This window comes from Streptomyces sp. NPDC030183, from assembly GCF_055573455.1.
In genome coordinates, this window is the sequence record NZ_JBVIBK010000005.1 from 1 (window position 1) to 25,263 (window position 25,263).

21 protein-coding genes and 1 pseudogene are annotated in these 25,263 nt (G+C 71.7%); 13 read left to right on the plus strand and 9 right to left on the minus strand.

Features of this window, described 5'->3' with window-relative positions; all coding sequences use genetic code 11:
* Positions 1 to 133 precede the first annotated feature (133 nt).
* Positions 134 to 1,693 carry a M1 family metallopeptidase gene (locus ACZ4Z2_RS07500; RefSeq protein WP_468073374.1) on the minus strand — a complete coding sequence of 520 codons (1,560 nt, stop codon included), beginning with the start codon at positions 1,691 to 1,693 and terminating at the stop codon, positions 134 to 136.
* A gap of 223 nt (positions 1,694 to 1,916) precedes the next feature.
* On the opposite strand from ACZ4Z2_RS07500, the gene ACZ4Z2_RS07505 reads away from it, so the two are divergent.
* The 3 genes and pseudogenes from ACZ4Z2_RS07505 (at position 1,917) to ACZ4Z2_RS07515 (ending at position 6,033) form a co-directional block, all read left to right on the plus strand.
* Positions 1,917 to 3,902, plus strand: a complete 1,986-nt coding sequence (locus tag ACZ4Z2_RS07505) for a Xaa-Pro dipeptidyl-peptidase (RefSeq protein ID WP_468073376.1) — start codon at positions 1,917 to 1,919, stop codon at positions 3,900 to 3,902.
* 8 nt (positions 3,903 to 3,910) lie between these two features.
* Positions 3,911 to 4,099 (plus strand): annotated as a pseudogene (locus ACZ4Z2_RS07510) (carboxypeptidase); the annotation flags it as partial.
* A 209-nt stretch (positions 4,100 to 4,308) separates the two neighbouring features.
* Positions 4,309 to 6,033: a BCCT family transporter gene (locus ACZ4Z2_RS07515; RefSeq protein ID WP_468073377.1), complete on the plus strand. Its 1,725-nt coding sequence runs from the start codon at positions 4,309 to 4,311 to the stop codon at positions 6,031 to 6,033.
* 94 nt (positions 6,034 to 6,127) lie between these two features.
* Here the strand turns inward: ACZ4Z2_RS07515 and ACZ4Z2_RS07520 are convergent, their stop codons facing one another.
* Positions 6,128 to 7,078, minus strand: a complete 951-nt coding sequence (locus tag ACZ4Z2_RS07520) for an FAD-dependent oxidoreductase (protein ID WP_468073378.1) — start codon at positions 7,076 to 7,078, stop codon at positions 6,128 to 6,130.
* A gap of 66 nt (positions 7,079 to 7,144) precedes the next feature.
* On the opposite strand from ACZ4Z2_RS07520, the gene ACZ4Z2_RS07525 reads away from it, so the two are divergent.
* Both ACZ4Z2_RS07525 and ACZ4Z2_RS07530 read left to right on the plus strand, forming a co-directional pair.
* Positions 7,145 to 8,173, plus strand: coding sequence for an oxidoreductase (locus tag ACZ4Z2_RS07525; protein ID WP_468073380.1), 1,029 nt, complete (start codon positions 7,145 to 7,147; stop codon positions 8,171 to 8,173).
* A 122-nt stretch (positions 8,174 to 8,295) separates the two neighbouring features.
* Positions 8,296 to 9,936: an ABC-F family ATP-binding cassette domain-containing protein gene (locus ACZ4Z2_RS07530; protein WP_468073382.1), complete on the plus strand. Its 1,641-nt coding sequence runs from the start codon at positions 8,296 to 8,298 to the stop codon at positions 9,934 to 9,936.
* A gap of 31 nt (positions 9,937 to 9,967) precedes the next feature.
* Here the strand turns inward: ACZ4Z2_RS07530 and ACZ4Z2_RS07535 are convergent, their stop codons facing one another.
* From ACZ4Z2_RS07535 to ACZ4Z2_RS07545, 3 genes are all read right to left on the minus strand, one after another.
* A complete protein-coding gene (locus ACZ4Z2_RS07535) occupies positions 9,968 to 12,346 on the minus strand; it encodes a Tex family protein (protein ID WP_468073384.1) in 2,379 nt (792 codons plus the stop codon).
* 183 nt (positions 12,347 to 12,529) lie between these two features.
* Entirely contained in the window at positions 12,530 to 12,673 is a 144-nt protein-coding gene (locus tag ACZ4Z2_RS07540; protein ID WP_169800313.1) for an LPFR motif small protein, read from the minus strand.
* A 117-nt stretch (positions 12,674 to 12,790) separates the two neighbouring features.
* Positions 12,791 to 13,660, minus strand: a complete 870-nt coding sequence (locus ACZ4Z2_RS07545) for an SCO6745 family protein (RefSeq protein ID WP_468073386.1) — start codon at positions 13,658 to 13,660, stop codon at positions 12,791 to 12,793.
* 147 nt (positions 13,661 to 13,807) lie between these two features.
* On the opposite strand from ACZ4Z2_RS07545, the gene ACZ4Z2_RS07550 reads away from it, so the two are divergent.
* Entirely contained in the window at positions 13,808 to 14,767 is a 960-nt protein-coding gene (locus ACZ4Z2_RS07550; protein ID WP_468073388.1) for a GlxA family transcriptional regulator, read from the plus strand.
* Positions 14,768 to 14,777: 10 nt separating this feature from the next.
* Entirely contained in the window at positions 14,778 to 15,413 is a 636-nt protein-coding gene (locus ACZ4Z2_RS07555; protein WP_468073390.1) for a DJ-1/PfpI family protein, read from the plus strand.
* A gap of 22 nt (positions 15,414 to 15,435) precedes the next feature.
* Here ACZ4Z2_RS07555 and ACZ4Z2_RS07560 read toward each other — a convergent pair whose 3' ends face one another.
* Entirely contained in the window at positions 15,436 to 16,179 is a 744-nt protein-coding gene (locus ACZ4Z2_RS07560) for an enoyl-CoA hydratase/isomerase family protein (RefSeq protein ID WP_468073391.1), read from the minus strand.
* A gap of 69 nt (positions 16,180 to 16,248) precedes the next feature.
* On the opposite strand from ACZ4Z2_RS07560, the gene ACZ4Z2_RS07565 reads away from it, so the two are divergent.
* Positions 16,249 to 16,965, plus strand: coding sequence for an HdeD family acid-resistance protein (locus ACZ4Z2_RS07565; protein ID WP_468073393.1), 717 nt, complete (start codon positions 16,249 to 16,251; stop codon positions 16,963 to 16,965).
* Between the two features lie 173 nt (positions 16,966 to 17,138).
* On the plus strand, positions 17,139 to 17,648 hold the full coding sequence (locus tag ACZ4Z2_RS07570; RefSeq protein ID WP_468073739.1) for an ATP-binding protein: 510 nt from the start codon (positions 17,139 to 17,141) through the stop codon (positions 17,646 to 17,648).
* A gap of 10 nt (positions 17,649 to 17,658) precedes the next feature.
* Here the strand turns inward: ACZ4Z2_RS07570 and idi are convergent, their stop codons facing one another.
* The 3 genes from idi to galE form a co-directional block, all read right to left on the minus strand.
* Positions 17,659 to 18,252 (minus strand): isopentenyl-diphosphate Delta-isomerase, encoded by a 594-nt coding sequence (gene idi, locus ACZ4Z2_RS07575; protein ID WP_468073395.1) that lies wholly within the window; start codon positions 18,250 to 18,252, stop codon positions 17,659 to 17,661.
* Between the two features lie 211 nt (positions 18,253 to 18,463).
* Positions 18,464 to 19,402 carry a cation diffusion facilitator family transporter gene (locus ACZ4Z2_RS07580; protein WP_468073397.1) on the minus strand — a complete coding sequence of 313 codons (939 nt, stop codon included), beginning with the start codon at positions 19,400 to 19,402 and terminating at the stop codon, positions 18,464 to 18,466.
* A gap of 148 nt (positions 19,403 to 19,550) precedes the next feature.
* Positions 19,551 to 20,540 (minus strand): UDP-glucose 4-epimerase GalE, encoded by a 990-nt coding sequence (gene galE / locus ACZ4Z2_RS07585; RefSeq protein WP_468073399.1) that lies wholly within the window; start codon positions 20,538 to 20,540, stop codon positions 19,551 to 19,553.
* Between the two features lie 341 nt (positions 20,541 to 20,881).
* Here galE and ACZ4Z2_RS07590 point away from each other — a divergent pair, with 341 nt between their 5' ends.
* The 4 genes from ACZ4Z2_RS07590 to ACZ4Z2_RS07605 are packed head-to-tail and all read left to right on the plus strand — an operon-like array spanning position 20,882 to position 25,260.
* Positions 20,882 to 22,702: a DUF5941 domain-containing protein gene (locus ACZ4Z2_RS07590; protein ID WP_468073741.1), complete on the plus strand. Its 1,821-nt coding sequence runs from the start codon at positions 20,882 to 20,884 to the stop codon at positions 22,700 to 22,702.
* On the plus strand, positions 22,699 to 23,451 hold the full coding sequence (locus tag ACZ4Z2_RS07595) for a phosphocholine cytidylyltransferase family protein (protein ID WP_468073401.1): 753 nt from the start codon (positions 22,699 to 22,701) through the stop codon (positions 23,449 to 23,451). The genes ACZ4Z2_RS07590 and ACZ4Z2_RS07595 overlap by 4 nt, the downstream gene beginning before the upstream one ends.
* Positions 23,439 to 24,503, plus strand: a complete 1,065-nt coding sequence (locus ACZ4Z2_RS07600; RefSeq protein ID WP_107461799.1) for an iron-containing alcohol dehydrogenase family protein — start codon at positions 23,439 to 23,441, stop codon at positions 24,501 to 24,503. The genes ACZ4Z2_RS07595 and ACZ4Z2_RS07600 overlap by 13 nt, the downstream gene beginning before the upstream one ends.
* 28 nt (positions 24,504 to 24,531) lie before the next feature.
* The gene (locus tag ACZ4Z2_RS07605; RefSeq protein ID WP_099966168.1) at positions 24,532 to 25,260 is read left to right on the plus strand and encodes a CDP-alcohol phosphatidyltransferase family protein; all 729 of its coding nucleotides are present in this window, start codon (positions 24,532 to 24,534) and stop codon (positions 25,258 to 25,260) included.
* Positions 25,261 to 25,263: the final 3 nt, after the last annotated feature.

Below are 25,263 nucleotides of genomic sequence, written 5' to 3' on the forward strand. Positions count from 1 at the left end.
TGCACGCGCTCTCGACGCACCGGGCCCCGACCCGAGTACGTCCAGTACTCGGGTCAGGGCCCGGCACGCCGAGAGCACGCACCTGACGCCGCGGGCCGCCCTTCGGGCGACGGCGGGATTTTGACGACAGGGCCTAGCGACCGGCTCCGCGCCCGTGGCCGCCCCCAGACCCGTGCCCGCCCTCGTGCCCGCCCTCGTCGTGCTCGTGCACGGAGTTCGTCGCCGCGATCTTCTTCCAGGACTTCGGTGCCTTCACGACCCCGGCCCCCCGCACGGTGACCCCCGTCCGCTCGGCCGCCGCGGCACTCGGCTTCACCGGCTGGTACAGCCACGTGTCGAACAGCGCGTCCAGGCGCCGACCCGACACCTCCTCCGCGTACGCGACGAAGTCGCCCACCGTCGCGTTGCCGTACGCGTACCTCGCCGGCCACCCCTTCAGGATCTCGAAGAAGGCCGCGTCCCCGATCTCGTTGCGCAGGGCCTGCAACGCCAGGGCGCCCCGGTCGTAGACGGCGATGTGGAACTGGTTCTCCGGCCCCGGGTCGCCGGGCCTGACCGTCCAGAAGGGGTCGCCGGCCGCGCGGGAGGCGTACACATGGTCGGCGATCTCCTGCGCCGTGCCCTCGTTCTCGTGCTCGGACCACAGCCACTGCGCGTACCGGGCGAAGCCCTCGTTGATCCAGATGTCCTTCCACCCGGCGACGGAGACGAGGTCGCCGTACCACTGGTGGGCCAGCTCGTGCACGACCACCGACACGTTCGACCCGCTCGCGAACTGGCGGGGACTGTAGAACGGCCGGGTCTGTGTCTCCAGGGCGTACCCCACCTGCGGGGTGGCGGGCACGTACCCGCCGAGCGCGTTGTACGGATACGGCCCGAAGTACTCGGTCAGCCAGGCCGCGACCTCGCCGGTGCGCTCCACACTCGCGCGGGCCGCGCCGGCGTCGTCGCCGAGGTCCTTGCTGTAGGCGTTGACGATCGGGATGCCGTTCTCGGTCCGCCCGGTCGTGATGTCGAACCTCCCGACGGCGAGCGTGGCGAGATACGTGGCCTGGGGCTTGTTGGAGCGCCAGTTGTAGCGGGTCCAGCCCGCGCGGGACGAGGTCGACTGGAGCGTGCCGTTGGAGAGGGCCTGCGTGCCGTCCGGGACGAGGACCGACACGTCGTACGTGGCCTTGTCGAGCGGGTGGTCGTTGCTGGGGAACCACCACCAGGCCGCCTCGGGCTCGCCCGCCGCGACACCGCCGTCGGGGGTGCGGAGCCAGCCGGTGAAGCCGTACGCCTCCTCGGTGGACGGCACCCCGGCGTAGCGCACGACGACGGTGGCCTCCGTGCCCTTCGGCAGCGGGTTCCTCGGCGTGATCTCCAGCTCGTGCTCGCCGGAAGTGGTGAAGGCCGCCTTGGTGCCGTTGACCCGTACCTCGCTCACGTCGAGGAGGAAGTCCAGGTTGAGGCGGGAGAGGTTCTCGGTGGTGCGGGCCAGCAGGGTCGCCGTGCCCTCCAACCGGTCCGTGCCCGGCTGGTACTTGAGCCGGAGGTCGTAGTGGGAGACGTCGTATCCGCCGTTGCCGTAGGCCGGGTAGTAGGGGTCGCCGATCCCCGGCGCACCGGGCTCGTAGGAGGCCGCCGATGCCGGGATCGCCAGCAGGAGGGAGGCCGCGAACGCGCCCGGGGCGATGAGTCTGCGGTGCACGAATCACTCCAAGTCGTCGGTGAAGGTGCCGCTTGTCTGCGCGGAGCCTATTGAGTCCCTGGGCGCCCAGCCGTGTCCATGACCACCGCTGTCACGCGATCGCCATTCGGCCGACATGAGTCACCCTCTCGACGCTCCTTTCGAGCCAACCCCGTGGCCGAACTCCCGCCCGCCCCAATGGGCCCTCTTTTGAACGGGAGTTGACAGCAGTACCGTCCGGCGCATGCCGATACCTGTGTGCCGTACACGCCTTTCGACCTGGAGATCGCTCGCGACGGTCGCCACGTCCGCCGCCCTGCTGGCCACCTTCGTCACCCCGGCGCTCGCCGACAGCGCGACACCCCGCGAGAGCCGGCCCGTCTACGCCTACGACAAGGCCATCCGCGAGGCCGTCTGGGTGGACACCGGGCTCGACGGCGACCGCGACGGGAGGAACGACCGCGTCGCCGTGGACATCGTCCGCCCGAGCGAACCGGCCCAGCGGGGCCGCAAGATCCCCGTGATCATGGACGCCAGCCCGTACTACTCCTGTTGTGGACGCGGCAACGAGAGCCAGCGCAAGACGTACGACGCGAACGGCGACGTCGTCCAGATGCCGCTGTTCTACGACAACTACTTCGTGCCCCGCGGCTACGCCTTCGTCGCCGTCGACCTGGCCGGAACCAACCGCTCCGACGGCTGTGTGGACGTCGGCGGCCGCTCCGACATCCAGTCCGCCAAGGCGGTCGTCGACTGGCTGGGCGGCCGCGCCAAGGCGTACACCACCCGCACGGGCTCCACGCGGGCCAAGGCCGACTGGACCAACGGCAGAACCGGCATGATCGGCAAGAGCTACGACGGCACCATCGCCAACGGCGTCGCCGCCACCGGGGTGAAGGGTCTGAAGACCATCGTCCCGATCGGTGCCATCTCCTCCTGGTACGACTACTACTTCGCCAAGGGCGCCCCCCTCTACGACTCGGGCCCCGACTGGCTGTCCGACGCCGTCGAGAGTCCCGAGGCCCGCGCCAAGTGCGCCCATGTGCAGCAGGCCCTCGTGGACGGCGCCCCGCGCACCGGCGACTGGACGCGGCTGTGGACCGAGCGCGACTACGTCAAGGACGTCCGCAAGATCCGCGCCAGTGTCTTCGTCATCCACGGGCAGCAGGACCTCAACGTCCGCCCCAAGCACTTCGGCCAGTGGTGGGACGCCCTCGCGAAGCACGGTGTGGAGCGCAAGATCTGGCTCTCCCAGACCGGCCACGTCGACCCCTTCGACTTCCGCCGCGCCGCCTGGGTCGACACCCTGCACCGCTGGTTCGACCACGAACTCCTCGGCTACGACAACGGCATCGACGACGAGCCCATGGCCGACATCGAACGCCACCCCGGCCAGTGGGTGAGGACGAAGGTCTGGCCGCCGCGCACGACGAAGCCCACCACCCTGCGCCCCGGCAAGGGCTCCCGGCCCGGCGTCGGCACCCTCGGCCTGCGCAAGCGGTCCGGCACCGAGACCTTCACCGACAACCCCGCCCTGAACGAGACCGACTGGGCCGCGCACATCGACCGGTCCACCCCCGACAAGGCGGGCTTCGTCACCGCGCCGCTCACCAAGAACCTGCGGCTGTCCGGCTCGGCCCGGGTGACCGTCACCGCCACGCCCACCACCTCCACCGCCCACCTCTCGGCGATCCTGGTGGACCTCGGCCCGGACACGATCCGCGACTACTCCGCCGAGGGCGAGGGCATCACCACCCTCACCGACCGCACCTGCTGGGGCGCGAGCACCCCCGGTGACAGCTCCTGCTACCTGAAGACCCGGGCGAAGACCGCCGCCGTCGACTACACCATCTTCAGCCGCGGCTGGGCCGACCTCGGCAACCACTCCGCTGACACCGGCGCCCCGCTCACCCCCGGCACCCCGTACACCCTCACCCTCGACCTGCACGCGAGCGACCACGTCGTTCCGGCCGGTCACCGGCTCGCCCTCATCGTCGCGGGCACCGACCAGGGCCTCATCGACCCGCCGTCGACCACCCCCACCCTGACCCTCGACCTCAAGCGCACCTCCGCCACGGTGCCGCTGGTCGGCGGACCCGCCGCCTTCGCCAGGGCGACCTCGGGCGCCACCGTCGCACCGACGGGCTCCGTCCTCGACGGCGTCGGCGACCCGCGCGAGGCCGCCCGCGTCCCCGGCGACGGCGTACGGGGTCCCGGATCGCGGCGCTGACCGCCACCGCCCGCGGACGAGCATTGCCGAAAACCACCACCGTGCTCGTCGTACCCACCGCCCGTCCCGACGGCAGGGCCGCCGGCACCCGGGGCGGCAGCGACGGCGTGGACAGCGACGGCGACCATCTGGGCCTGCGCACCGCCGAGGCCAGAGCGCTCGCCGCAGTCGTCTGCGATCGCAAATCCGACATTGTCCCCCATCCAGCGGTGACGGTGTCCTCGTTCCGTTGCGCCAGCAACTGCGCCCGCTCGTCCCCTTGCTCCTGGACGAGCGGGCGCAGTACCGCTGGACGGCGGCGGGACCCGACACCACCTGTTGAAGAAGAAAGGACCGGGGTCACATGTGGTAGGGCTCGCTGGGCAGGAGTAGCTCAGTTCCAGCCACTCGCGGAAAGGTTCCACCTGTGACGCACGATCACACCACCACCCACCACGGGGGAGGCGTGCTTCCCGGCTCGGAGGCGGGTCTCCCCGGCGGCGGGCGGCCCAGAACCGATCGCGTCGTGTTCGGCGTGACGGCAGCACTCACCTTGGCCTTCGTGCTCTGGGGCGCCCTCGCCACCGACTCGCTGGAGAGCGTCTCCGGCGCGATGCTGAGCGGCCTCATCCACAACGGCGGTTGGGCTTTCATGCTGGCCGCCTCCTGCTTCGTGGTCTTCGCCCTGTGGCTCGCCGCCAGCCGCTACGGCCGTATCCACCTCGGCGTGGAGGGGGAGAAGCCCGAGTTCCGCACGGTGTCGTGGGTCGCCATGATGTTCAGCGCCGGCATGGGCATCGGTCTGATGTTCTACGGCGTCAGCGAGCCCCTCGCGCACTTCACCACGCCTCCGCCGGGCACCGACCCGCAGGGGGCCGGTGAGCGCATGGAGACGGCGATGGCGACCACGCTGTTCCACTGGACGCTCCACCCCTGGGCGATCTACGGGGTGGTCGGCCTCGCCATCGCCTACAGCACGTTCCGCAAGCGCCGCCGCCAGACGATCAGCGCCGTCTTCACCCCGCTGATCGGCGAGAAGCACGCCAACGGCGCCGGCGGCCGGGTCATCGACATCCTCGCCATCGTCGCCACCATCTTCGGCTCGGCGGCCTCCCTCGGCCTGGGAGCGCTTCAGATCGCCTCCGGCGCGCAGGAGCTGGACTGGATGGACAAGGTGAGCACCGGGCTGCTCGTCGGCATCATCGCCGTACTGACCCTGGCCTTCGTCGCCTCCGCGGTGTCCGGCGTGGAGAAGGGCATCCAGTGGCTGTCCAACACCAACATGGTGCTGGCCCTGGTCCTGCTCGTCTTCGTCTTCGTGGCCGGCCCGACGATCCTCGCCCTCGACCTCCTGCCCACCTCGGTCTTCTCCTACCTCGGCGACCTGCCGCAGCTCGGCGGCCGCACCGAGGCGTCCGGCGGCAAGGGCGTGGCCGACTGGCTCAGCAGCTGGACGGTCTTCTACTGGGCGTGGTGGATGTCCTGGACACCCTTCGTCGGCATGTTCATCGCGCGCATCAGCCGGGGCCGCACCATCCGCCAGTTCATCGGCGGCGTCATCCTCGTGCCTAGCTCGGTCAGCCTCGTCTGGTTCGCGGTGTTCGGCGGCACGGCCATGAAGCTCCAGGACCAGGGGCGGCTCGGCGAGGAGTCCACGCCCGAGGGCCAGCTGTTCGCGGTCCTCAACCAGTTCCCGGCGGCCACCGTCACCTGTCTGCTGGTGATGGTCCTGGTCGGCATCTTCTTCGTCTCCGGCGCCGACGCCGCCTCCATCGTCATGGGCACGCTCTCCCAGCGCGGCGCCCTCGAACCGGGGCGCTTCGTCGTCGTCTTCTGGGGCGTCCTCACCGGAGCCGTGGCCGCGATCATGCTCCTCGTCGGCAGCGGCCAGGGCGACGCCCTCACCGGCCTGCAGAACCTCACGATCCTGGCGGCCGCCCCGTTCGTCCTGGTCATGATCGGCATGTGCGTGGCGCTGATGCGCGATCTGCGCCGTGACTCGGTGATCGTGCGGGAGGAGATGGCCTCCGAGGCCGTCGAACTCGCCGTCATCGAGGGCCACAAGCGCTACGACGGCGAGTTCGAGATCAGGGTCGGCCCCGGAGAGGGAACGGGGGTCGAGGGCGACCCCATCGGCCACCGCAAGGAATGACCTGCGCGGGGGAGCCGCGAACGTCCGCCCGGACGTGCGCGGGGGAGCCGCGAACGTCCGCCCGGACCCCCGCTCCGACGCCGCGCCCTCGCACTTACCCGCCCGCGAGTCGCGCCGCCTCTCGGGCGCAGCCCCAGGCGACCGTCACCCCCGCTCCGCCGTGCCCGTAGTTGTGCACCAACAGCCGCCCGCCCGCTCGCCGTTCACGCCCCAGCCGTACGGCGGGCCGGGTCGGCCGCAGTCCCACCCGGTGTTCGAGCACCCGCGCGCCGGCGATCTCCGGCCGTACGGCCGCGCACCGCCGCACGATCTGCTCGGCGATCAGGGGATCGGGCGTCAAGGACCACGCGTCCTCCTCCGCCGTCCCCCCGAGGATCAGTCCGCCCGGCTGCGGAATGAAGTACGTGCTCGTGGCGTCCCCGTGATCCACCGACGTCATCCACGTGGTGACACCCGGGTTCTCCACCACGACCAACTGCCCCCGTACCGGCCGCACCGACGGGTCCGGCACCAGATCGCGGGCGTCGAGCCCGGTGCAGTTGACGACCACACGGGCGTCGACCGCCGCGAGGTCCGTGACCGCGCGTTCCTCGACCGTCCCGCCCGCCGCGAGGAACCGCTCGCGCAGCCACCGCAGATGGACCGGCATGTCGATCACCGGCAGCCGCGCCCACAACCCGGTCCCCGCGTACTCCTCCGCCGTGGCCGCCCGCAGACCCGCCACCCGCGAGGCCCACGCACCGAGTCCGTCCAGCGCGGTCTCGCGATGTACGCCCTCGACCATGCGTACGCCCGTCTCGTCCGGCCGCGCCGCCAACTCCTCGTACACCGCGAGCGTGACGAGCGCCCACTCGCCGACGAGCGCCTCCGGCTCGATGCGATACGGCCACCACAGCCCGCCCGCGACGGCGGACGTGGTCCGCTCCACGGGCTCCCGTGCCCAGACCTCGACCCGTCTGCCGCTCTCCGCCAGCACGACTGCGGTCGTCAGACCGATGACGCCCCCACCGACCACGATCACATCGCTGTTCGATTCCTTGGTCACGAGGGGACGTTAACGGAATATGTCATGCCGTGCTCACAAGTCTGCCTTTGTGGGGATACTCACACCATGTCTGCCGAGTACGCGACCTTCGGCCTGGCACCGGCGATCCGAGCCGGTGGCGTCCTCGCCGACGGTGCCTACCAAGCCCACCGGGACTTCGTGGACTTCATCGTCGACGGACGCCCGCTGCTCTTCCAGCTCTCCGACCTCGACGCCGTCTCCCCGCTCGCCTCCGACGTCCCGCCCTCGATCTTCACCGCCCAGGTGCGCAGTCTGCTCCTGGAGGCCGACGCGCCCCTGACCGGCGGCCGGTACGTCATCTACGGCTGCCCCGAGTGCGCCGACCTCGCCTGCGGAGCCGTGACCGCGGTGATAGAGCGGGACGGCGACGACTACGTGTGGCGCGACTTCGCCTGGCAGACGGGGGAGGAGGCCGACCTCAAGCTGAACGGCTACACCGGCATCGGCCCCTTCCGGTTCCACGGCTCCGAGTACCGGAGCGCCCTGCAGTCGCTGCTGCGCGAGTCCGGCGACGAGGCGCCGCCCCGCCGACGGGTCCTCCTCATCGGTGCCCGGGTCGCCGTCCTCGCCAAACTCGCCGCCGCCCTGCGGGCCATCGGGATCGGCGCCGACATAGCGCACGACGCCGCAGGTGTGCCCGAGGAGGAACTGCGCGGCTACGGCGCGGTCGCCTTCGGCCGGGCCGTCGGCGAGGCGGACCGGGCCGCGGTACGGCGGGCCTTCGACCGGGCGGGGGTGACGGTCGCGTACGTCGACGGCTTCGCCCCGATCATTCCGCTCCTCGTCGCGCAGATCGAGAACGCGCTCGACCGCAGCCCGGCCGAACAGCGCCGGCTCACGCGGCTGATCGCGGCGGACGGGCAGGCCGGTGTCGAGATCACCTCCACCTGCCGGGTGGAGCTGACCGCGTACCGCCTCGACCGGCTGTACCGGACGCACACCTTCAAGTTCTTCGACGGGATCCTCCCGGCGGGCCGGCACCGGATCGGGCTGGACGCGAAGTCCGTGAAGGGCGAGTCGTTCATCGTGGCCCGGACCGCGGGGACGGTGCTGGTCGAGCCGATGGGGCGGTGACCGGAGGCGACGGTGACCGGAGGTGAGGGGGCACGTGGGGTGCTGGCCGGAGGTGAGGGGGCCCGCGGGGCGGTGACGGGCCGCGGTCGACGGCCGGCCGGGGGTCGTTAGGATCGCACCCTGTGACCGCCACCCTCGTCGTCAAGAACCTCGCCGCCGGCCACGGCGACCGCGCGCTCTTCTCCGGACTCGACCTCGTCGTCGCGCCCGGAGACGTGATCGGGCTGGTCGGCGCCAACGGCGCGGGCAAGTCCACCCTGCTGCGACTGCTCGCGGGCCTGCTCCCACCGGAACAGGGCGAGCTGCGGCTGTCCCCGCCCACGGCCACCGTCGGGCACCTCCCGCAGGAGCCGGAGCGCCGCGAGGGCGAGACGGTCCGGGAGTTCCTCGCCCGGCGCACCGGCGTCGCGGAGGCCCAGCGCGTGATGGACGACGCCACCCAGGCGCTCGTGGACGGGGCGCCGGGCGCGGACGACGCGTACTCGGCCGCCCTGGAGCGCTGGCTCGACCTCGGCGGCGCCGACCTCGACGAGCGGGCGGCGGAGGTCGTCGACTCCCTCGGCCTGGCCGTCGACCTGGACCAGCCGATGACCGGCCTCTCCGGCGGCCAGGCCGCCCGCGCCGGCCTCGCCTCCCTCCTCCTCTCCCGCTACGACGTCTTCCTCCTCGACGAACCCACCAACGACCTCGACCTCGACGGCCTGGAACGCCTCGAACGCTTCGTGGGCGGCCTGCGCGCCGGCACGGTCGTCGTCAGCCACGACCGCGAATTTCTCACCCGCACCGTCACCAAGGTCCTCGAACTCGACCTGGCGCAGCAGCAGATCAACCTCTACGGCGGCGGCTACGAGGCGTACCTGGAGGAGCGCGACACGGCCCGGCGGCACGCACGCGAGGACTACGAGGAGTACGCCGACAAGCGGGCCGCGCTCCAGGACCGGGCCCAGATGCAGCGCTCGTGGATGGACAAGGGCGTCAAGAACGCCCGGCGCAAGGCGGGCAACGACAACGACAAGATCGGCCGCAAGTTCCGCAGTGAGGCGAGCGAGAAGCAGGCCGCCAAGGCCCGGCAGACGCAGCGCATGATCGAGCGGCTCGACGTCGTTGAGGAGCCGCGCAAGGAGTGGGAGCTGCGCATGGAGATCGCGGCGGCCCCCCGCTCCGGCGCCGTCGTCGCGACCCTGCGCGACGCGCAGGTCCAGCGGGGCGACTTCGCCTTCGGCCCGGTGTCCCTGCAGATCGACTGGGCCGACCGCGTCGCCATCACCGGCGCGAACGGCGCGGGCAAGTCCACGCTCCTCGGCGCCCTGCTGGGCCGGATCCCGCTGGACTCGGGCGACGCCTCCCTCGGCTCCGGTGTCCTCGTCGGCGAGGTCGACCAGGCCCGCGCGCTCTTCCACGGCCCCGAGTCCCTCCTCGACGCCTTCTGCGCGGCCGTGCCCGACACCGAGCCGGTCGAGGTCCGCACCCTCCTGGCCAAGTTCGGCCTGAAGTCCCACCACGTCCTGCGCCCGGCCGTGACCCTCTCACCCGGAGAACGCACCCGCGCCGCCCTCGCCCTCCTCCAGGGCCGGGGCGTGAACCTCCTGGTCCTGGACGAGCCCACCAACCACCTCGACCTGCCCGCCATCGAGCAGCTGGAGTCCGCCCTCGACGCCTACGAGGGCACCCTGCTCCTGGTCACCCACGACCGCCGCATGCTGGACGCGGTGCGGGTGACCAGGCGCTTCGAGGTGACCTCGGGCAAGGTCACGGAGAGCTGAGCGACGGGGCGCACGGCACCGACGCGCCGGCTCAGCGCCGCTTCGGGTCCACCAGCCCGGCCTTGCGCAGCGCGTCGGCCATCGCGCTGTTCGCCGGAGCCGGCGCGGAGCCCCCCTGCCGGGAACCGCCCCCGCCGCCACCACCACGGCCCTGCCGCTGCTGAGGAGCCCGTGCCCCCCGCTGCGGCCGGGCGCCCCCGCCGGACTGCCCCTGCGGCGCGGCCTCGTCGTCCAACCGCAGGGTCAGCGAGATCCGCTTGCGCGGGATGTCGACGTCGAGCACCTTCACCTTGACGATGTCGCCGGGCTTGACCACATCGCGCGGGTCCTTCACGAACGTCTTGGACATCGCGGACACATGCACGAGCCCGTCCTGGTGCACCCCGACGTCCACGAAGGCACCGAAGGCCGCCACGTTCGTCACGACCCCCTCCAGCACCATCCCGGAGGCCAGGTCGGAGATCTTCTCCACGCCCTCCTTGAACGTGGCCGTCTTGAAGGCGGGCCGCGGGTCGCGCCCCGGCTTCTCCAGCTCCCTCAGGATGTCCGTCACCGTCGGCAGACCGAACGTCTCGTCCACGAAGTCACCCGGCCTCAGCGACCGCAGCACGCCCGTGTTGCCGATCAGCGCCGCGACCTCGCTGCCCGCCGCCTTCACCATCCGCCGTACCACGGGGTACGCCTCCGGGTGCACGCTGGAGGCGTCCAGCGGGTCGTCGCCGCCCCGGATGCGCAGGAAGCCCGCGCACTGCTCGTACGCCTTCGGGCCGAGCCGCGCCACGCCCTTCAGCTGGGAGCGGGAGGTGAACGGACCGTTGGCGTCCCGGTGGGCCACGATGTTCTCGGCGAGGCCGGAGGAGATGCCCGACACCCGCGCGAGCAGCGGCGCGGAGGCCGTGTTCACGTCGACGCCGACGCCGTTCACACAGTCCTCGACGACCGCGTCCAGCGAGCGCGACAGCTTCACCTCGGACAGGTCGTGCTGGTACTGGCCGACGCCGATCGACTTCGGGTCGATCTTCACCAGCTCGGCGAGCGGGTCCTGCAGCCGCCGCGCGATCGAGACGGCGCCGCGCAGCGAGACGTCCATCCCGGGCAGCTCCTGCGAGGCGAACGCCGACGCCGAGTACACCGACGCGCCCGCCTCGGACACCATCACCTTGGTGAGCTTCAGCTCCGGGTGCCTGGTGATCAGTTCACCGGCGAGCTTGTCGGTCTCGCGGGACGCCGTGCCGTTGCCGATGGCGATCAGCTCGACCGCGTGCTCCTTGGCGAGCCGGGCCAGCTTGGCGATGGCCTCGTCCCACTTGTTGGCCGGAACGTGCGGGTAGACGACGTCGGTCGCGACCACCTTGCCCGTCGCGTCGACCACGGCGACCTTCACGCCCGTACGGAAACCGGGGTCGAGGCCCAGCGTCGCGCGCGTCCCGGCGGGGGCGGCGAGCAGCAGGTCGCGCAGGTTCGCCGCGAACACGTTCACCGCCTCGTCCTCGGCGGCCGTGCGCAGCCGCAGCCGCAGGTCGATGCCGAGGTGCACCAGGATGCGGGTCCGCCAGGCCCAGCGGACGGTGTCCGTGAGCCACTTGTCGGCCGGCCGCCCACGATCGGCGATGCCGAACTTGTGGGCGACGATCCCCTCGTACGACGACGGGCCGTCCGTGGGCTCCTCCGGTTCCAGGACGAGGTCGAGGACGTCCTCCTTCTCGCCCCGGAGCATCGCGAGGACGCGGTGGGAGGGCAGCTCGGTGAACGGCTCGGAGAAGTCGAAGTAGTCGGCGAACTTGGCGCCCGCCTCCTCCTTGCCCTCCTTCACCTTGGCCGCCAGCCGGCCCCGCACCCACATGCGCTCGCGCAGCTCGCCGATCAGGTCGGCGTCCTCGGAGAACCGCTCGGTGAGGATCGCCCGCGCCCCGTCCAGCGCGGCCTGCGCGTCGGCGACGCCCTTGCCGGCGTCGACGAAGGCCGCGGCGGCGGCCAGCGGCTCCACGGTGGGGTCGCCCAGCAGGCCCTCGGCGAGGGGTTCGAGGCCCGCCTCGCGCGCGATCTGCGCCTTGGTGCGCCGCTTCGGCTTGAACGGCAGGTAGATGTCCTCCAGCCGCGCCTTGGTCTCGGCGCCGCGGATCTGCGCCTCCACCTCCGGCGTGAGCTTGCCCTGTTCGCGCACCGAGTCGAGGATCGCCGCGCGGCGATCCTCCAGCTCGCGCAGATACCGCAGCCGCTCCTCGATCGTGCGCAGCTGCGCGTCGTCGAGCATCTCGGTCGCTTCCTTGCGGTAGCGGGCGATGAAGGGAACGGTCGAACCGCCGTCGAGCAGTTCCACCGCGGCCTTCACCTGCCGCTCCCGTACGCCGAGTTCCTCGGCGATCCTGCCTTCGATGGACCCTACTTCGATGGATCCGGGTGTCGTCACGATCCCGTACCGCCTTCTCCACTGAGGTTGCGCGGCAATTGTGGCAGGTGACGCCGACAACGGGGGATCAGGGCGGCGCGTGCCGGTCACCCGGCCCGGAGGGACCGGGGAGCGGGTCCCGGACACGCCGGGAGCCGGACGCGTACGCGCGTCCGGCTCCCTCGGTCAGCGGCTCGGCCGGGATCAGGCCCGGCGGGCGCGTCCGGTGCGGCGCGTGGAGCTGGAGGCGCCGCCGAACAGTCGGGCCACAGCCCGGAACGGCAGGGTCACCACCGTGGCGACGGCCCCTCCGATCTGCCGCAACACATCTGCGATCGCACGGAACACGTACTTCCCCTTTCCTCTCCCGGCCGACCGGGCCGGGAGAGCACGGGTACCGCGTCGGGCGTCCTTCATGCGTGAACGGCGCGGGTCGGCCTGGGCAGGTCCCGGCCGGCGTGCCGGTCACTCCTTGCCGATCAACCCCGCCGGGAAGGCTCCCGCGTCGAGCATGGTCGTCACGATGCCGCTCATCAGTTCGGTGAGTCGTTCCACGCCGGCCGCGCCCAGGTGCTCGTACGGGGCCCGGTCGAGGCGGTCCGTCGCGGTCTCGATCTCCCCGCGCAGCGCGAGGCCCGCCTGCGTCAACTCGCCCTCCGCGTCGACCAGCCCGCGCTCCCGGAGCCGCCCGCGCGCCGCCTCCCAGTCGTCCTGCGTCCAGCCGCGGGTGCGGAGCAACCACTTCGGGGACATGCCCTTGCCGGTCGCGGTGTGGCTGACCAGGGCCTCGACCGGGTCGAGGCCGGCGCCGAGGAGGACCGTGAGATGCCCGTCCCCGCGGTGCTCGCGCAGCAGCGTGGCCGCGTGCCACAGGGCGAGGTGGGGGCGCTCGGGCACCGCGAGGTCGGCGTGCGCGGCGTAGAGGGGGCGGGCGGTCCGCTCGCACGCCTCGGTGGCGCGCAGGGCCAGCTCGGCCGCCTCCGCGACCTGCTCGGAGCCGATCAGCTCCTCGCCGAGCAGCCGCCGCAGCGTCGCGTCGGCGACCCGCTCACGGGCCGCCAGCACCACCGAGGGCGAGGCGGTCTCCCAGACGGCGGGCACGTGCTTCGCCACCAGCTCGTGCCGGAAGTTGAAGAACGTCGCCGTCACCACGCCCGCTCCGACCGGACCCATGGCGGCGGCCCGCACCGCGAAGTAGGCCGCGCTCGGATGCTCGATCCCCACGACCCCGAGCTCCCGCCCGAGTTCCGGGGAGAAGTAGTGCGCGGAGTGGAACGGATTGAGCAGGTGGTGGCAGCGCCGCTCGGCGCGCTCCGGCAGGGAGGAAGTCGTCATGCCCGGCAGGTTACCGACTGGTCGGTTCGTGGTGAGGGCGGCCCCGCGTGCCCCTGCTCACAGCGGCCGGGCCGGGCGGGGCCGGATGGCAGGAAAGGTGGGGTGCTCGTCATTGCGGCCATCGCCCGCGCTGCCAAGAATCGAGACATGCGCACAGTCCTGGTCGTCCTCTTCGACGGCGTGCAGAGCCTCGACGTCACGGGCCCCCTGGAGGTCTTCCAGGGCGGCGAGCAGCACGCCCCGGGCTCGTACCGCATCCGCACGGCCTCCCTGGACGGCGCCCCGGTGCGCACTTCCAGCGGCCTCACCCTCGTCCCCGACCAGGCGCTGACCGCCTCGGCCGCCCCGCACACCCTGCTCGTCCCCGGCGGCCAGGGCACCCGGCACCCGGCCGCGGACGTCGTCGCCTGGCTGCGCGAGCACGCCCCGCGCGCGGCGCGCCTGGTGTCGGTGTGCACCGGCGCGATCCTGCTCGCCGAAGCGGGCCTCCTGGACGGCCGCCGGGTGACGACCCACTGGGCGTACTGCGACAAGCTGGCCCGCGACCACCCCTCGGTGGAGGTCGACCCGGACCCCATCTACGTCCGCGACGGCCATGTCGCCACCTCCGCCGGGGTCACCGCCGGCATCGACCTGGCCCTGGCCCTCGTCGAGGAGGACCTCGGCCGCGAGGTCGCCCTCGGCATAGCCCGCCACCTGGTCGTCTTTCTGCGCCGCCCCGGTAACCAGGCCCAGTTCAGCGCCCAGCTCGCCGCGCAGACCGCACGCCGCGAGCCGCTGCGCGAGGTCCAGCAGTGGATCACCGAGCACCCCGGCGGCGATCTCAGCGTCGAGACCCTGGCCGCCCGGGCCCGGCTCTCGCCCCGCCACTTCGCCCGCGCCTTCCAGGCCGAGACCGGCACCACCCCGGGCCGCTACGTCGACCGGGTCCGCCTCGAACACGCCCGCCGGCTTCTGGAGGACACCTCCGACGGCGTCGAGGAGATCTCGCGCGCCTGCGGCTACGGCACCTCCGAGGCCATGCGCCGGGCCTTCGTCAAGGCCCTCGGCACGGCCCCGGCGGAGTACCGCCGCCGCTTCCGGCCGGCATCCGCCCCCACCCCCTGAAGGGAACCCCATGCAGATCGCCATCGTCCTCTTCGACCGCTTCACCGCCCTCGACGCCGTCGGCCCCTACGAGACCCTCGGCCGTCTCCCGGACGCCGAACTCGTCTTCGTCGCCGAGGAGACCGGTCCCGTCCGCAGCGACACCGGCGCCCTCGCCCTCACGGCGGACCGGACGCTCGCCGAGGTCCCGGCCCCGGACGTCGTCGTGGTGCCGGGCGGCCCCGGCCAGTTCGCGCAGATGGAGAACGAGACCCTGTTCGCCTGGCTGCGCGCGGCCGACCGCACGAGCGCCTGGACCACCTCCGTGTGCACCGGCTCCCTGATCCTGGCGGGCGCCGGCCTCCTCGAAGGCCGCCGGGCCACCTCGCACTGGCTGGCGCTGGACTTCCTCAAGCAGTACGGCGCCGAACCGACGGGGGAACGGGTCGTGTTCGACGGCAAGTACGTCACCGCGGCCGGCGTCTCCTCCGGCATCGACATGGGCCTCGCCCTGATCGGCCGGATCGCGGGCGACGAGCACGCCCAGGCCGTCCAGCTGATGACCGAGTACGACCCGCGGCCGCCGTACGACGCGGGCGCCCCGCACAAGGCGCCCGCCCACCTCGTGGAGGAGTTCCGCACCAACAGCCGCTTCGCCCTGATGTGACCCCCCGGGTCGCCCCGGCTTCTCACACCGTCCAGGTGAACCGGGGCGCCCTGCGCTCCAGGAACGCGGCGACACCCTCCGCGGCGTCGCCGCTGCCGCGCGCCTGCTCGGCCCAGTGGGCGTCCCGGTCCGTCCGGCCGTCGGCGAACTCCTTGGCCGCCGCCTGGGTCAGCCGGGAGCGCGAGACCAGCACCCGGGTGAACTGCGCGACCCGCTCGGCGAGCCCTCCCCCGGGCAGCACCTCGTCCACCAGTCCCGTACGCAGCGCCCGCTCGCTGTCGATCAACTCACCGGAGAACAGCAGGTACTTGGCGGTACCGGGTCCGACCAGCGACACCAGCCGCCGGGTGGAGGAGGACGGATAGACGAGCCCCAGCTTCGCCGGGGTGATCCCGAACAGCGCTCCCTCCTCCGCGAACCGCAGATCACAGGCCGCCGCGAGCTGCGAACCCCCGCCCACGCAGTGCCCCCGGATCGCCGCGAGCGTCGGCTTGGGAAAGGCCGCGAGGGCCTCCTCCGCGCGCACCGCCAGCCCTTGGGCCTCGCCCGGGGACTGCCGTAGCGTGGAGATGTCGGCCCCCGCACAGAACGTCCCGCCCTCCCCGGTCAGCACCAGTGCCCGCACGGAGGGGTCGGTGGCCAGCCGGTCGAGCAGCGGCGGCAGCGACCGCCACATCCCGGCCGTCATGGCGTTGCGCTTGGCCGGGTGGTGGATCACGACCGTCGCGACCCCGTCGGCGGTGGAATGCAGCAGCTGAGGGTCCATGCACGGGATGCTAGCCACCCCCCGCGTCCCTACGATCAAGAAGGGGCCCGAACGCGAGGGAGGCCCCGCATGCACGGATCCCGGCACACCAAGGACACACACACCCGGCACACCCACACGCCGCGCGGCACGAACCCGGCCACGGGCCGGAGGATCACCAGGGAAGCCGAGGCGGACACCGCCCGACTCGGCCGGGACTTCGGCTGGATCGCCGCGCTCGGCGTGATCCTGGTGATCGCGGGGCTCGTCGGCCTGTTCTACGTGGGGTTCGCCACCCTGACCTCGATGATCCTCTTCGGCTGGCTGCTGCTGATCGGCGGTGTGGTCGGCCTCCTGCACGCGGTGCAGGCCCGCGGCACCCATTTCTTCTGGCTCGGTGTGGTGGTCGCCGCGCTGAACATCGCGGCCGGCGTGGTCGTCCTCAAGACCCCGGAGGCGGCGGCCGAGGCGCTCACCATGTTCGCCGCGCTGCTGTTCCTCACCGGCGGGCTGTTCCGGCTGGTCGGCAGCCTCGTGGTGCGCGGCCCCCAGTTCGGCTGGACGCTGCTCCAGGGAGCCTTCGACCTGCTCCTCGGCATCCTGGTGCTCGCCACCTGGCCGAGCAGCAGCAAGTACGTCATCGGCACCTTCTTCTCGCTCGCCCTGCTGTTCGACGGTCTCGGGCTGATCGCCACCGGGTTCGGCGGGCGGCGCATCGTGGGCATGGTCTCCGAGAAACTCACGGAGAGTCACCATGTGACCGACGGGACGCGCGGGCACGGCACCGAACCCGTACAACCCGAATAGTTCCAAAAGCGGCATGCGGCCGACAGGATCGGTCATTCCGCTGGTCACTTCGAACGCGATCGGTCGGGAAAGCGTCGATACGCGCTGACTTGTGTTCAGTCATTTGTGGATGGCGTCGAGTCGCCAACACTTAACCCGTGGTGACAATCGAGCGCAAGGGCGGCGACCGGACCATGGACGACCGAGGGCGCGGGGGCGACCCACGCCCTGGAGGCGGCGGGCACGCTCCCGACGACCGGAGGCCGCCGGGACCGCTGCCGTACGAAGGGGTCTGGCGGTTCACCGCGGCCGCCGTCGACGCCTCGGTGCCGCAAGCGCGGCGCGCCGTCCGGGACCTGCTCGCCCGACAGGGCGTGCCGATCTCGGACGACCTCGTCCAGGGTTTACTGGTGATCGTCTCCGAGCTGGTGACCAACGCCGTCAAACACGCGGCGGTGCTCTCGCCGACCCTCGCCGTGGAGGTCGGGGTCGGAGCGGAGTGGGTGCGGGTCGCGGTGGAGGACAACCACCCCTACCGCCCGACCGCCCTGGAGACCGACCACGGTCGGCTGGGCGGCCGCGGGCTGCTGCTGGTGCGTGAGATCACCAGGGAGGCCGGCGGGGTGTGCGACGTCGAGCACACCGCGAGCGGCGGCAAGGTGATCTGGGCCGCCCTGCCGCTCAAACCCTCGCAGCTCCTCTGACGGGCGCGCCTCACCAGCCCGCGGACGGGCCCGTCAGCTCCCTGACCGCGGGACGGGCCGCGTCCAGCACCGTCATGAACCAGGCCGAGAAGGTGTCCTTCGCGTGCCGCTCGGCCAGCTCCTGGGGGGTCACGAAGGCCGTGGCCCCGACCTCCTCCGGGTCCGGCCGCAGCGGGGAGCGCACCAGCCCGACGAAGAGATGGTTGAACTCCTGCTCCACCAGGCCCGAGTCCGGGTCGGGGTGGTTGTAGCGGACCGTGCCCGCCTCACCGAGCAGCACCGGGGACACGCCGAGCTCCTCGTACGTCCGCCGCGCGGCCGCCGCGAACGGGGACTCGCCGGGGTAGGGGTGGCCGCAGCAGGTGTTCGACCAGACCCCGGGGGAGTGGTACTTGCCGAGCGCACGCTGCTGGAGCAGCAGGCGGCCCCGCTCGTCGAAGAGGAACACGGAGAACGCCCGGTGCAGCCGCCCGGGCGGCTGGTGCGCGGAGAGCTTCTCCGCCGTGCCGATCGTCGTGCCCTCCTCGTCGACCAGCTCCAGCAGGATCGCTTCCGTGGTGCTGTCCGGTGAATCGTGCACCGCGGTGGCAGGTGTGATCGGCATGCCCATCCTTCGCTTCGTTCCTCGAGCCCCAAGTCTGCCGTAGGGAACCGGCACTCCTGGCACTTCACGCCAACCCGCATGTCCTACCCCCGCACCCCCCACGGGGACACCCATGGATCGCGCGCCGCCCGGACGGGGTACCCGGATGCACGCACGAGGCGTGCCCGCGCCGCACCCGCGCGGGGACCGGTGGCGGGATCAGCGGCGGGGATCAATGGCAGAGCTTGGCCTCGTGCTCCGCGTGTCCGCCGGGCTCCAGCTGGAACGTGCAGTGCTCGACGTCGAAGTGGTCGCCGATGCAGCCCTGGAGCTCGTGGAGCATCTTCTCGTTGCCGATGGCGTCGAGCGTCTCGGAGCTGACCACGACATGGGCGGAGAGGACGGGCATCCCGGAGGTGATGGTCCAGGCATGCAGGTCGTGGACGTCCTCGACGCCCGGCAGGGCCAGGATGTGGGCCCGGACCTCCGCCATGTCGACGTTCTTCGGCGCCGCCTCCAGCAGGACGTCCAGGGTCTCGCGCAGCAGCTTCACCGTGCGCGGCACGATCATCACACCGATGATCAGCGAGGCGATCGGATCGGCGGCCTGCCAGCCAGTGAGCAGGATGATCAGGGCGGAGACGATCACCGCCAGCGAGCCGAGCGCGTCGGCGGCCACCTCCAGGAAGGCGCCCCGTACGTTCAGGCTCTCCTTCTGGCCCCGCATCAGCAGCGTCAGCGAGATCATGTTGGCGACCAGGCCGATCGCGCCGAACACGGCGGTCAGACCGCCCTCGGTGCCGACCGGGGTGAGGAAACGCTGGATCGCCTCGAAGAGCACATAGCCGCCGACGCCGAGCAGCAGCAGGCAGTTGGCGAGCGCCGCGAGTATCTCGGCGCGGGCGTAACCGAAGGTGCGGTTGCCGCTCGGCGGGCGGTTGGCGAAGTGGATCGCGAGGAGCGCCATACCGAGGCCCACCGCGTCCGTCGCCATGTGCGCCGCGTCCGCGACCAGCGCGAGGGAGTCGGCGAGGACACCGCCGACGATCTCGACCACCATGACGGTGAGCGTGATCGACAGCGCGATCCGCAGCCTGCCGCGGTACGCCGCTGCCGCCGTACCACTGGTCGGCGCGTGATGCGCGTGCCCGTGATCGTGCCCAGCCCCCATGGAATCCGCCCTTCCGCGTCCGTGTCTCGTGGTGTCTCCGGCTCCGGGATCACAGTCAACTACGGGTGGGGGGTATACGGCAACGCGGCATTGAACACCGTTGTCATATGCCCTGACCTGCGGAAACGATCCGCAGGTCAGGGCGGTGTCATGATCGGGAACCGGGTCGGAGGCCGTGGTGCAGGCACCAGCCCGCCCAGGCCGACTCGACCATCTCGCGCACCCCGCGCCGGGCCGTCCAGCCCAGCTCCCGCTCGGCCAGCGCCGCCGAGGCGACGGCCCGCGGCGCGTCACCGGGGCGGCGCGGTTCGACGAGCGCGGGCCGGTGGTCACCGGTCACCTCGCCGATGAGCGTGACCAGTTCGCGCACCGAGACGCCCTCGCCCCGGCCGATGTTCACGGTCAGGTCGCCGGACGCGTCCGCCGCACCGAGCCGCCGGACCGCGGCGAGGTGCGCCTCGGCGAGATCGGCGACATGGATGTAGTCGCGGACACAGGTGCCGTCCGGGGTGGGGTAGTCGTCACCGAAGACACGGGGCGCCTCGCCACGGGTGAGACGGTCGAAGACCATCGGGATCACATTGAAGACGCCGGTGTCGGCGAGCGCGGGCTCGGCCGCGCCGGCCACGTTGAAGTACCGCAGGCACACGGTGGCGATCCCGTGCGCCCGGCCCGCGGCGCGGACGAGCCACTCCCCGGCGAGCTTGGTCTCGCCGTACGGGCTCATCGGGGCGCATGGGGTGTCCTCGGTGATGAGGTCCGCATCCGGGTTGCCGTACACGGCCGCGGAGGAGGAGAACAGGAACCGCTTGACCCCCGCGCCCGCCGCCGCGTCCAGGAGCGTGGCCAGTCCGCCGACGTTCTCCTGGTAGTAGCGCGTCGGCTGGGCCACGGACTCGCCGACCTGCTTGCGGGCCGCCAGGTGCACCACACCGGTCACGGCGTGCTCGGCGAAGGTCCGCTTGAGGAGGTCGCCGTCCAGGGCCGAGCCGTGGACGAGCGGGATGCGGTCGGGGAGGCGGGCGGGAACGCCGGCCGAGAGGTCGTCCAGCGCGACCACCCGTTCTCCGGCGTCGGCCAGGGCCCTCGCCACGTGTGCGCCGATGTATCCGGCTCCGCCTGTGATCAGCCAAGTCATGGGCACCTACCTTAACCGGGTTCCCCGAGGTGTGCTGATTGTTTCTGTTGAGTAATGTTGATAACTGTTGGATCCAGCGAGGTGGGGGCGCCGACTTCGCCGCATATCGCCTATGAGCCGATATGCGAACCGGAGTTTGTGGCCCGGCCCCCGGATCCCCGATGATGATCGCGGCGGAGCCCCAGCAGCCCCACTTGATCGGGCCGTGAACGGGCGGTGAATCCTCGTTTCCCTTCATCCGATAACCTCTGCCGACACGCCGCCGGACCGTAGCGGGCCGGGGCGTCCCCACCACGCACATGCCCGGCGCGGTCGCGTCGGCACCCAGGGAGTGAGTTCGTCTGTCGACCGCCATCCTCACCGGTCAGCCGGTCCCCGGATCGTCGCTGGAGGGCGATCTGCGGTCGCTCGGCTTCGACGTGCGGGTCGCCTCCGACGCCGGTGACGCCGAGACGCTCCTGGCCACCGTTCCCGCCGGTCAGCGGGTCGCGATCGTCGACGCCCGGTTCGTGGGCCATGTGCACGCGCTGCGCCTCGGCCTCACCGACCCCCGCTTCGACGCCGCCGCCCTGCCCGGCGCCGTGACCGTCAGGCCCGCCGCCCGCCAGGCCCTCACCCGCGCCCTGGCCCGCGAGAACTCCGCCGCGAGCGGCAGCACCGCCGTCACCGTCGACAGCGTCGCCGACCGGATCGTCGCCGCGCTCGAGGCCGACGGCGTCCCCCTGCACCGGCCCGACCTCGGCACCCTGGTCGCCGTGGTCCCCGCCGACCCGCAGACCCGCAACGAGGCCCGCCAGGCGGTCGCCGCCGTCGACGACGAGGCCATACGGCTGCGGACGGCCGTGAAGTCCCGCGACGGCTTCTTCACCACGCACTTCATCAGCCCCTACTCCCGCTACATCGCCCGCTGGTGCGCCCGCCGCGGTCTCACCCCGAACCAGGTCACCACTGCCTCGCTGATCACCGCCCTGATCGCGGCGGGCTGCGCGGCCACCGGCACCCGCGGCGGGTTCGTCGCCGCCGGCCTGCTCCTGATCCTCTCCTTCGTCCTGGACTGCACGGACGGCCAGCTGGCCCGCTACTCGCTGCAGTACTCGACCCTCGGCGCCTGGCTCGACGCCACCTTCGACCGCGCCAAGGAGTACGCCTACTACGCGGGCCTCGCGCTCGGTGCCGCCCGCGGCGGCGACGACGTATGGACGCTCGCGCTCGGCGCGATGGTCCTCCAGACCTGCCGCCACGTCGTCGACTTCTCCTTCAACGAGGCGAACCACGACGCCACCGCCAACACCAGCCCCACCGCCGCCCTCTCCGACAAGCTCGACAGCGTCGGCTGGACGGTGTGGGTGCGCCGGATGATCGTGCTGCCCATCGGTGAGCGCTGGGCGATGATCGCCGTCCTCACGGCGGTCACCACCCCCCGGATCACCTTCTACGCGCTGCTCATCGGCTGCGCGTTCGCCGCGACCTACACCACGGCGGGCCGGGTGCTGCGCTCGCTGACCCGCAAGGCGCAGCGCACGGACCGGGCGGCGCAGGCGCTGGCGGACCTCGCGGACTCCGGTGGGCTGGCCGAACTGGTGGCCCGGGCCGGACGGCGACCGCGGGTCCGTCCGTTCTCCCGTTCGCCGGTGGTGATCGCGGCAGTCGGGGTGACGCTCATGCTGGTCTGCGCGGCGCTGGAGCCCTTCGGCAGCCCGCTCACGATCGTGGCCGCCGTCCTCTACGTGATCTTCGCGGGCGGTGCAGTCGCACGCCCCCTCAAGGGCGCCCTGGACTGGCTGGTTCCCCCGCTGTTCCGCGCCGCCGAATACGGCACCGTACTGGTACTGGCGGCCGAAGCCGACGTGAACGGAGCCCTTCCCGCGGCTTTCGGGCTGGTGGCGGCCGTCGCCTACCATCACTACGACACGGTGTACCGCATCCGCGGTGACGCCGGCGCGCCACCGCGGTGGCTGGTACGGGTGATCGGCGGTCATGAAGGCAGGACGCTGCTGGTCACCGTCCTGGCCGCGCTGCTCGCGCCCACAGATTTCAAGGTCGCGCTCACGGTTCTCGCCGTGGCCGTGGCGCTCGTGGTGCTCCTCGAGAGCATCCGCTTCTGGGTGATCGCCCACACAACCGGCGCACCCGCCGTACACGATGAAGGAGAACCCGCATGATCGGCCTCGTGCTGGCGGCCGGCGCCGGACGGCGTCTTCGCCCCTACACCGACACCCTGCCCAAGGCTCTGGTGCCGGTCGGCCCCGAGGGCAACGAGGAGAGCCTCACCGTTCTCGACCTCACGCTCGGCAACTTCGCCGAGATCGGCCTGACCGAGGTCGCGATCATCGTCGGGTACCGCAAGGAGGCCGTCTACGAGCGCCGCGAGGCGCTGGAGCAGAAGTACGGCCTGAAGATCACCCTGATCGACAACGACAAGGCCGAGGAGTGGAACAACGCCTACTCCCTGTGGTGCGGCCGTGACGCCATCAAGCACTCGGTGATCCTCGCCAACGGCGACACCGTCCACCCGGTCTCCGTCGAGAAGACCCTGCTCGCCGCCCGCGGCGACGGCAAGAAGATCATCCTCGCCATCGACACCGTGAAGTCGCTGGCCGACGAGGAGATGAAGGTCGTCGTCGACGCCGAGAAGGGCATGACGAAGATCACCAAGCTGATGGACCCGGCGGAGGCGTCCGGCGAGTACATCGGCGTCACCCTCATCGAGGGCGAGGCCGCCGACGAGCTGGCCGACGCGCTGAAGACCGTCTTCGAGACGGACCCGCAGCAGTTCTACGAGCACGGCTACCAGGAGCTCGTCAACCGCGGCTTCAAGATCGACGTGGCGCCGATCGGTGACGTCAAGTGGGTCGAGATCGACAACCACGACGACCTCGCCAAGGGACGTGAGATCGCGTGCCAGTACTGACGAGGCTCATCCCCTCGCCGGTCGTCGTGGACATCCGTCCCGGCGCGCTCGATGACCTGGCGACGATCCTGTCGGACCAGCGCATCGCGCCGTCGGGCCGGATGGCCTTCGCCATCAGCGGCGGCTCCGGTCAGGCGCTGCGCGAGCGGTTCGCGCCCGCGCTGCCGGAGGCGGACTGGTTCTGCGACGCCGACGGCACCATCGACGGCGCCGTACGGCTCGCCGACTCGATCAAGAAGGGCGGTCACTACGACGCCGTGATCGGTCTCGGCGGCGGCAAGGTCATCGACTGCGCCAAGTACGCCGCGGCCCGGGTGGGCCTGCCGCTGGTCGCCGTCGCCACCAACCTCGCCAACGACGGTCTGTGCTCCCCGGTCGCCACGCTCGACAACGACGCGGGCCGCGGCTCCTACGGTGTGCCGAACCCCATCGGGATCGTCATCGACCTCGATGTCATCCGTGAGGCCCCGGTGCGCTTCGTGCGGGCCGGCATCGGCGATGTGATCTGCAAGATCTCCGCCGTGGCCGACTGGGAGCTGTCCAGCCGCGAGACCGGCGAGAAGGTCGACGGACTGGCCGCCGCGATGGCCCGCCAGGCCGCCGAGGCCGTGCTCCGCCACCCCGGCGGCATCGGCGACGACGACTTCCTGACGACCCTCTCCGAGTCCCTCGTGCTGTGCGGGATCTCCATGTCCGTGGCCGGCGACAGCCGTCCCGCCTCGGGCGCCTGCCACGAGATCAGCCACGCCTTCGACCTCAGCTTCCCCAAGCGCAACGCCCTCCACGGCGAGCAGTGCGGACTGGGCGGCGCCTTCGCCACGTTCCTGCGGGGCGACAAGGAGATCGCCGGGCAGATGACCGAGGTCCTCAGGCACCACGGACTGCCCGTCCTCCCGGAGGAGATCGGCTTCACCATCGACGAGTTCGTCAAGGTCGTGGAGTTCGCGCCGCAGACCCGGCCGGGCCGGTACACCATCCTCGAGCACCTCGAACTGAGCACCGAACAGATCAAGGACGCATACGCCGACTATGCCAAAGCCATCGGTAGCTGAGCTCCGACCGGTCGTCCACCCCCCGGGTGTGAAGGACCGGCGGAGCGGTGAGCACTGGGCCGGCCGGCTCTACATGCGCGAAATCTCCCTGCGCATAGACCGGCACCTGGTGAACACCCGGGTCACGCCCAACCAGCTGACCTACCTGATGACCGTCTTCGGCGTCCTCGCCGCCCCGGCCCTGCTGGTGCCGGGCATCTGGGGCGCCGTCCTCGGTGTGCTGATGGTCCAGCTGTACCTGCTGTTCGACTGCGTCGACGGGGAGATCGCCCGCTGGCGCAAGCAGTACTCGATCGCCGGCGTCTACGTCGACCGGGTCGGCGCGTACCTGTGCGACGCGGCCGTGCTCGTCGGCTTCGGTCTGCGCGCCGCCGACCTGTGGGGCACCGGCCGGATCGACTGGCTGTGGGCCTTCCTGGGCACCCTCGCCGCCCTCGGCGCCATCCTGATCAAGGCGGAGACCGACCTCGTCGGGGTCGCCCGGCACCAGACCGGGAAGCCGCCGGTCCAGGAGTCGGCCTCGGTGCCCCGCTCCTCCGGCATGGCCCTGGCCCGCCGGGCCGCCGCCGCGCTCAAGTTCCACCGGCTGATCCTCGGGGTCGAGGCGTCCCTGCTGGTCCTGGTCCTCGCGATCGTCGACCAGGTCCGGGGCGACCTCTTCTACTCCCGGCTCGGTGTCGCCGTCCTCGCGGGCATCGCCCTGCTGCAGACCCTGCTGCACCTGGTGTCCATCCTCGCCTCCAGCAGGCTGAAGTGAGCG

Excerpts from the sequence above, each read along its gene's own strand:
- ACZ4Z2_RS07560 (WP_468073391.1), bottom strand. The coding sequence starts at position 16,179 with ATGGACCCTCAGCTGCTGCATTCCACCGCCGACGGGGTCGCGACGGTC.
- ACZ4Z2_RS07595 (WP_468073401.1), top strand. The coding sequence starts at position 22,699 with ATGATCGGCCTCGTGCTGGCGGCCGGCGCCGGACGGCGTCTTCGCCCC.
- idi (WP_468073395.1), bottom strand. The coding sequence starts at position 18,252 with ATGCCGATCACACCTGCCACCGCGGTGCACGATTCACCGGACAGCACC.
- ACZ4Z2_RS07525 (WP_468073380.1), top strand. The coding sequence starts at position 7,145 with ATGTCTGCCGAGTACGCGACCTTCGGCCTGGCACCGGCGATCCGAGCC.
- ACZ4Z2_RS07545 (WP_468073386.1), bottom strand. The coding sequence starts at position 13,660 with ATGACGACTTCCTCCCTGCCGGAGCGCGCCGAGCGGCGCTGCCACCAC.
- ACZ4Z2_RS07565 (WP_468073393.1), top strand. The coding sequence starts at position 16,249 with ATGCACGGATCCCGGCACACCAAGGACACACACACCCGGCACACCCAC.
- ACZ4Z2_RS07550 (WP_468073388.1), top strand. The coding sequence starts at position 13,808 with ATGCGCACAGTCCTGGTCGTCCTCTTCGACGGCGTGCAGAGCCTCGAC.
- ACZ4Z2_RS07505 (WP_468073376.1), top strand. The coding sequence starts at position 1,917 with ATGCCGATACCTGTGTGCCGTACACGCCTTTCGACCTGGAGATCGCTC.
- ACZ4Z2_RS07580 (WP_468073397.1), bottom strand. The coding sequence starts at position 19,402 with ATGGGGGCTGGGCACGATCACGGGCACGCGCATCACGCGCCGACCAGT.
- ACZ4Z2_RS07555 (WP_468073390.1), top strand. The coding sequence starts at position 14,778 with ATGCAGATCGCCATCGTCCTCTTCGACCGCTTCACCGCCCTCGACGCC.
- ACZ4Z2_RS07570 (WP_468073739.1), top strand. The coding sequence starts at position 17,139 with ATGGACGACCGAGGGCGCGGGGGCGACCCACGCCCTGGAGGCGGCGGG.
- galE (WP_468073399.1), bottom strand. The coding sequence starts at position 20,540 with ATGACTTGGCTGATCACAGGCGGAGCCGGATACATCGGCGCACACGTG.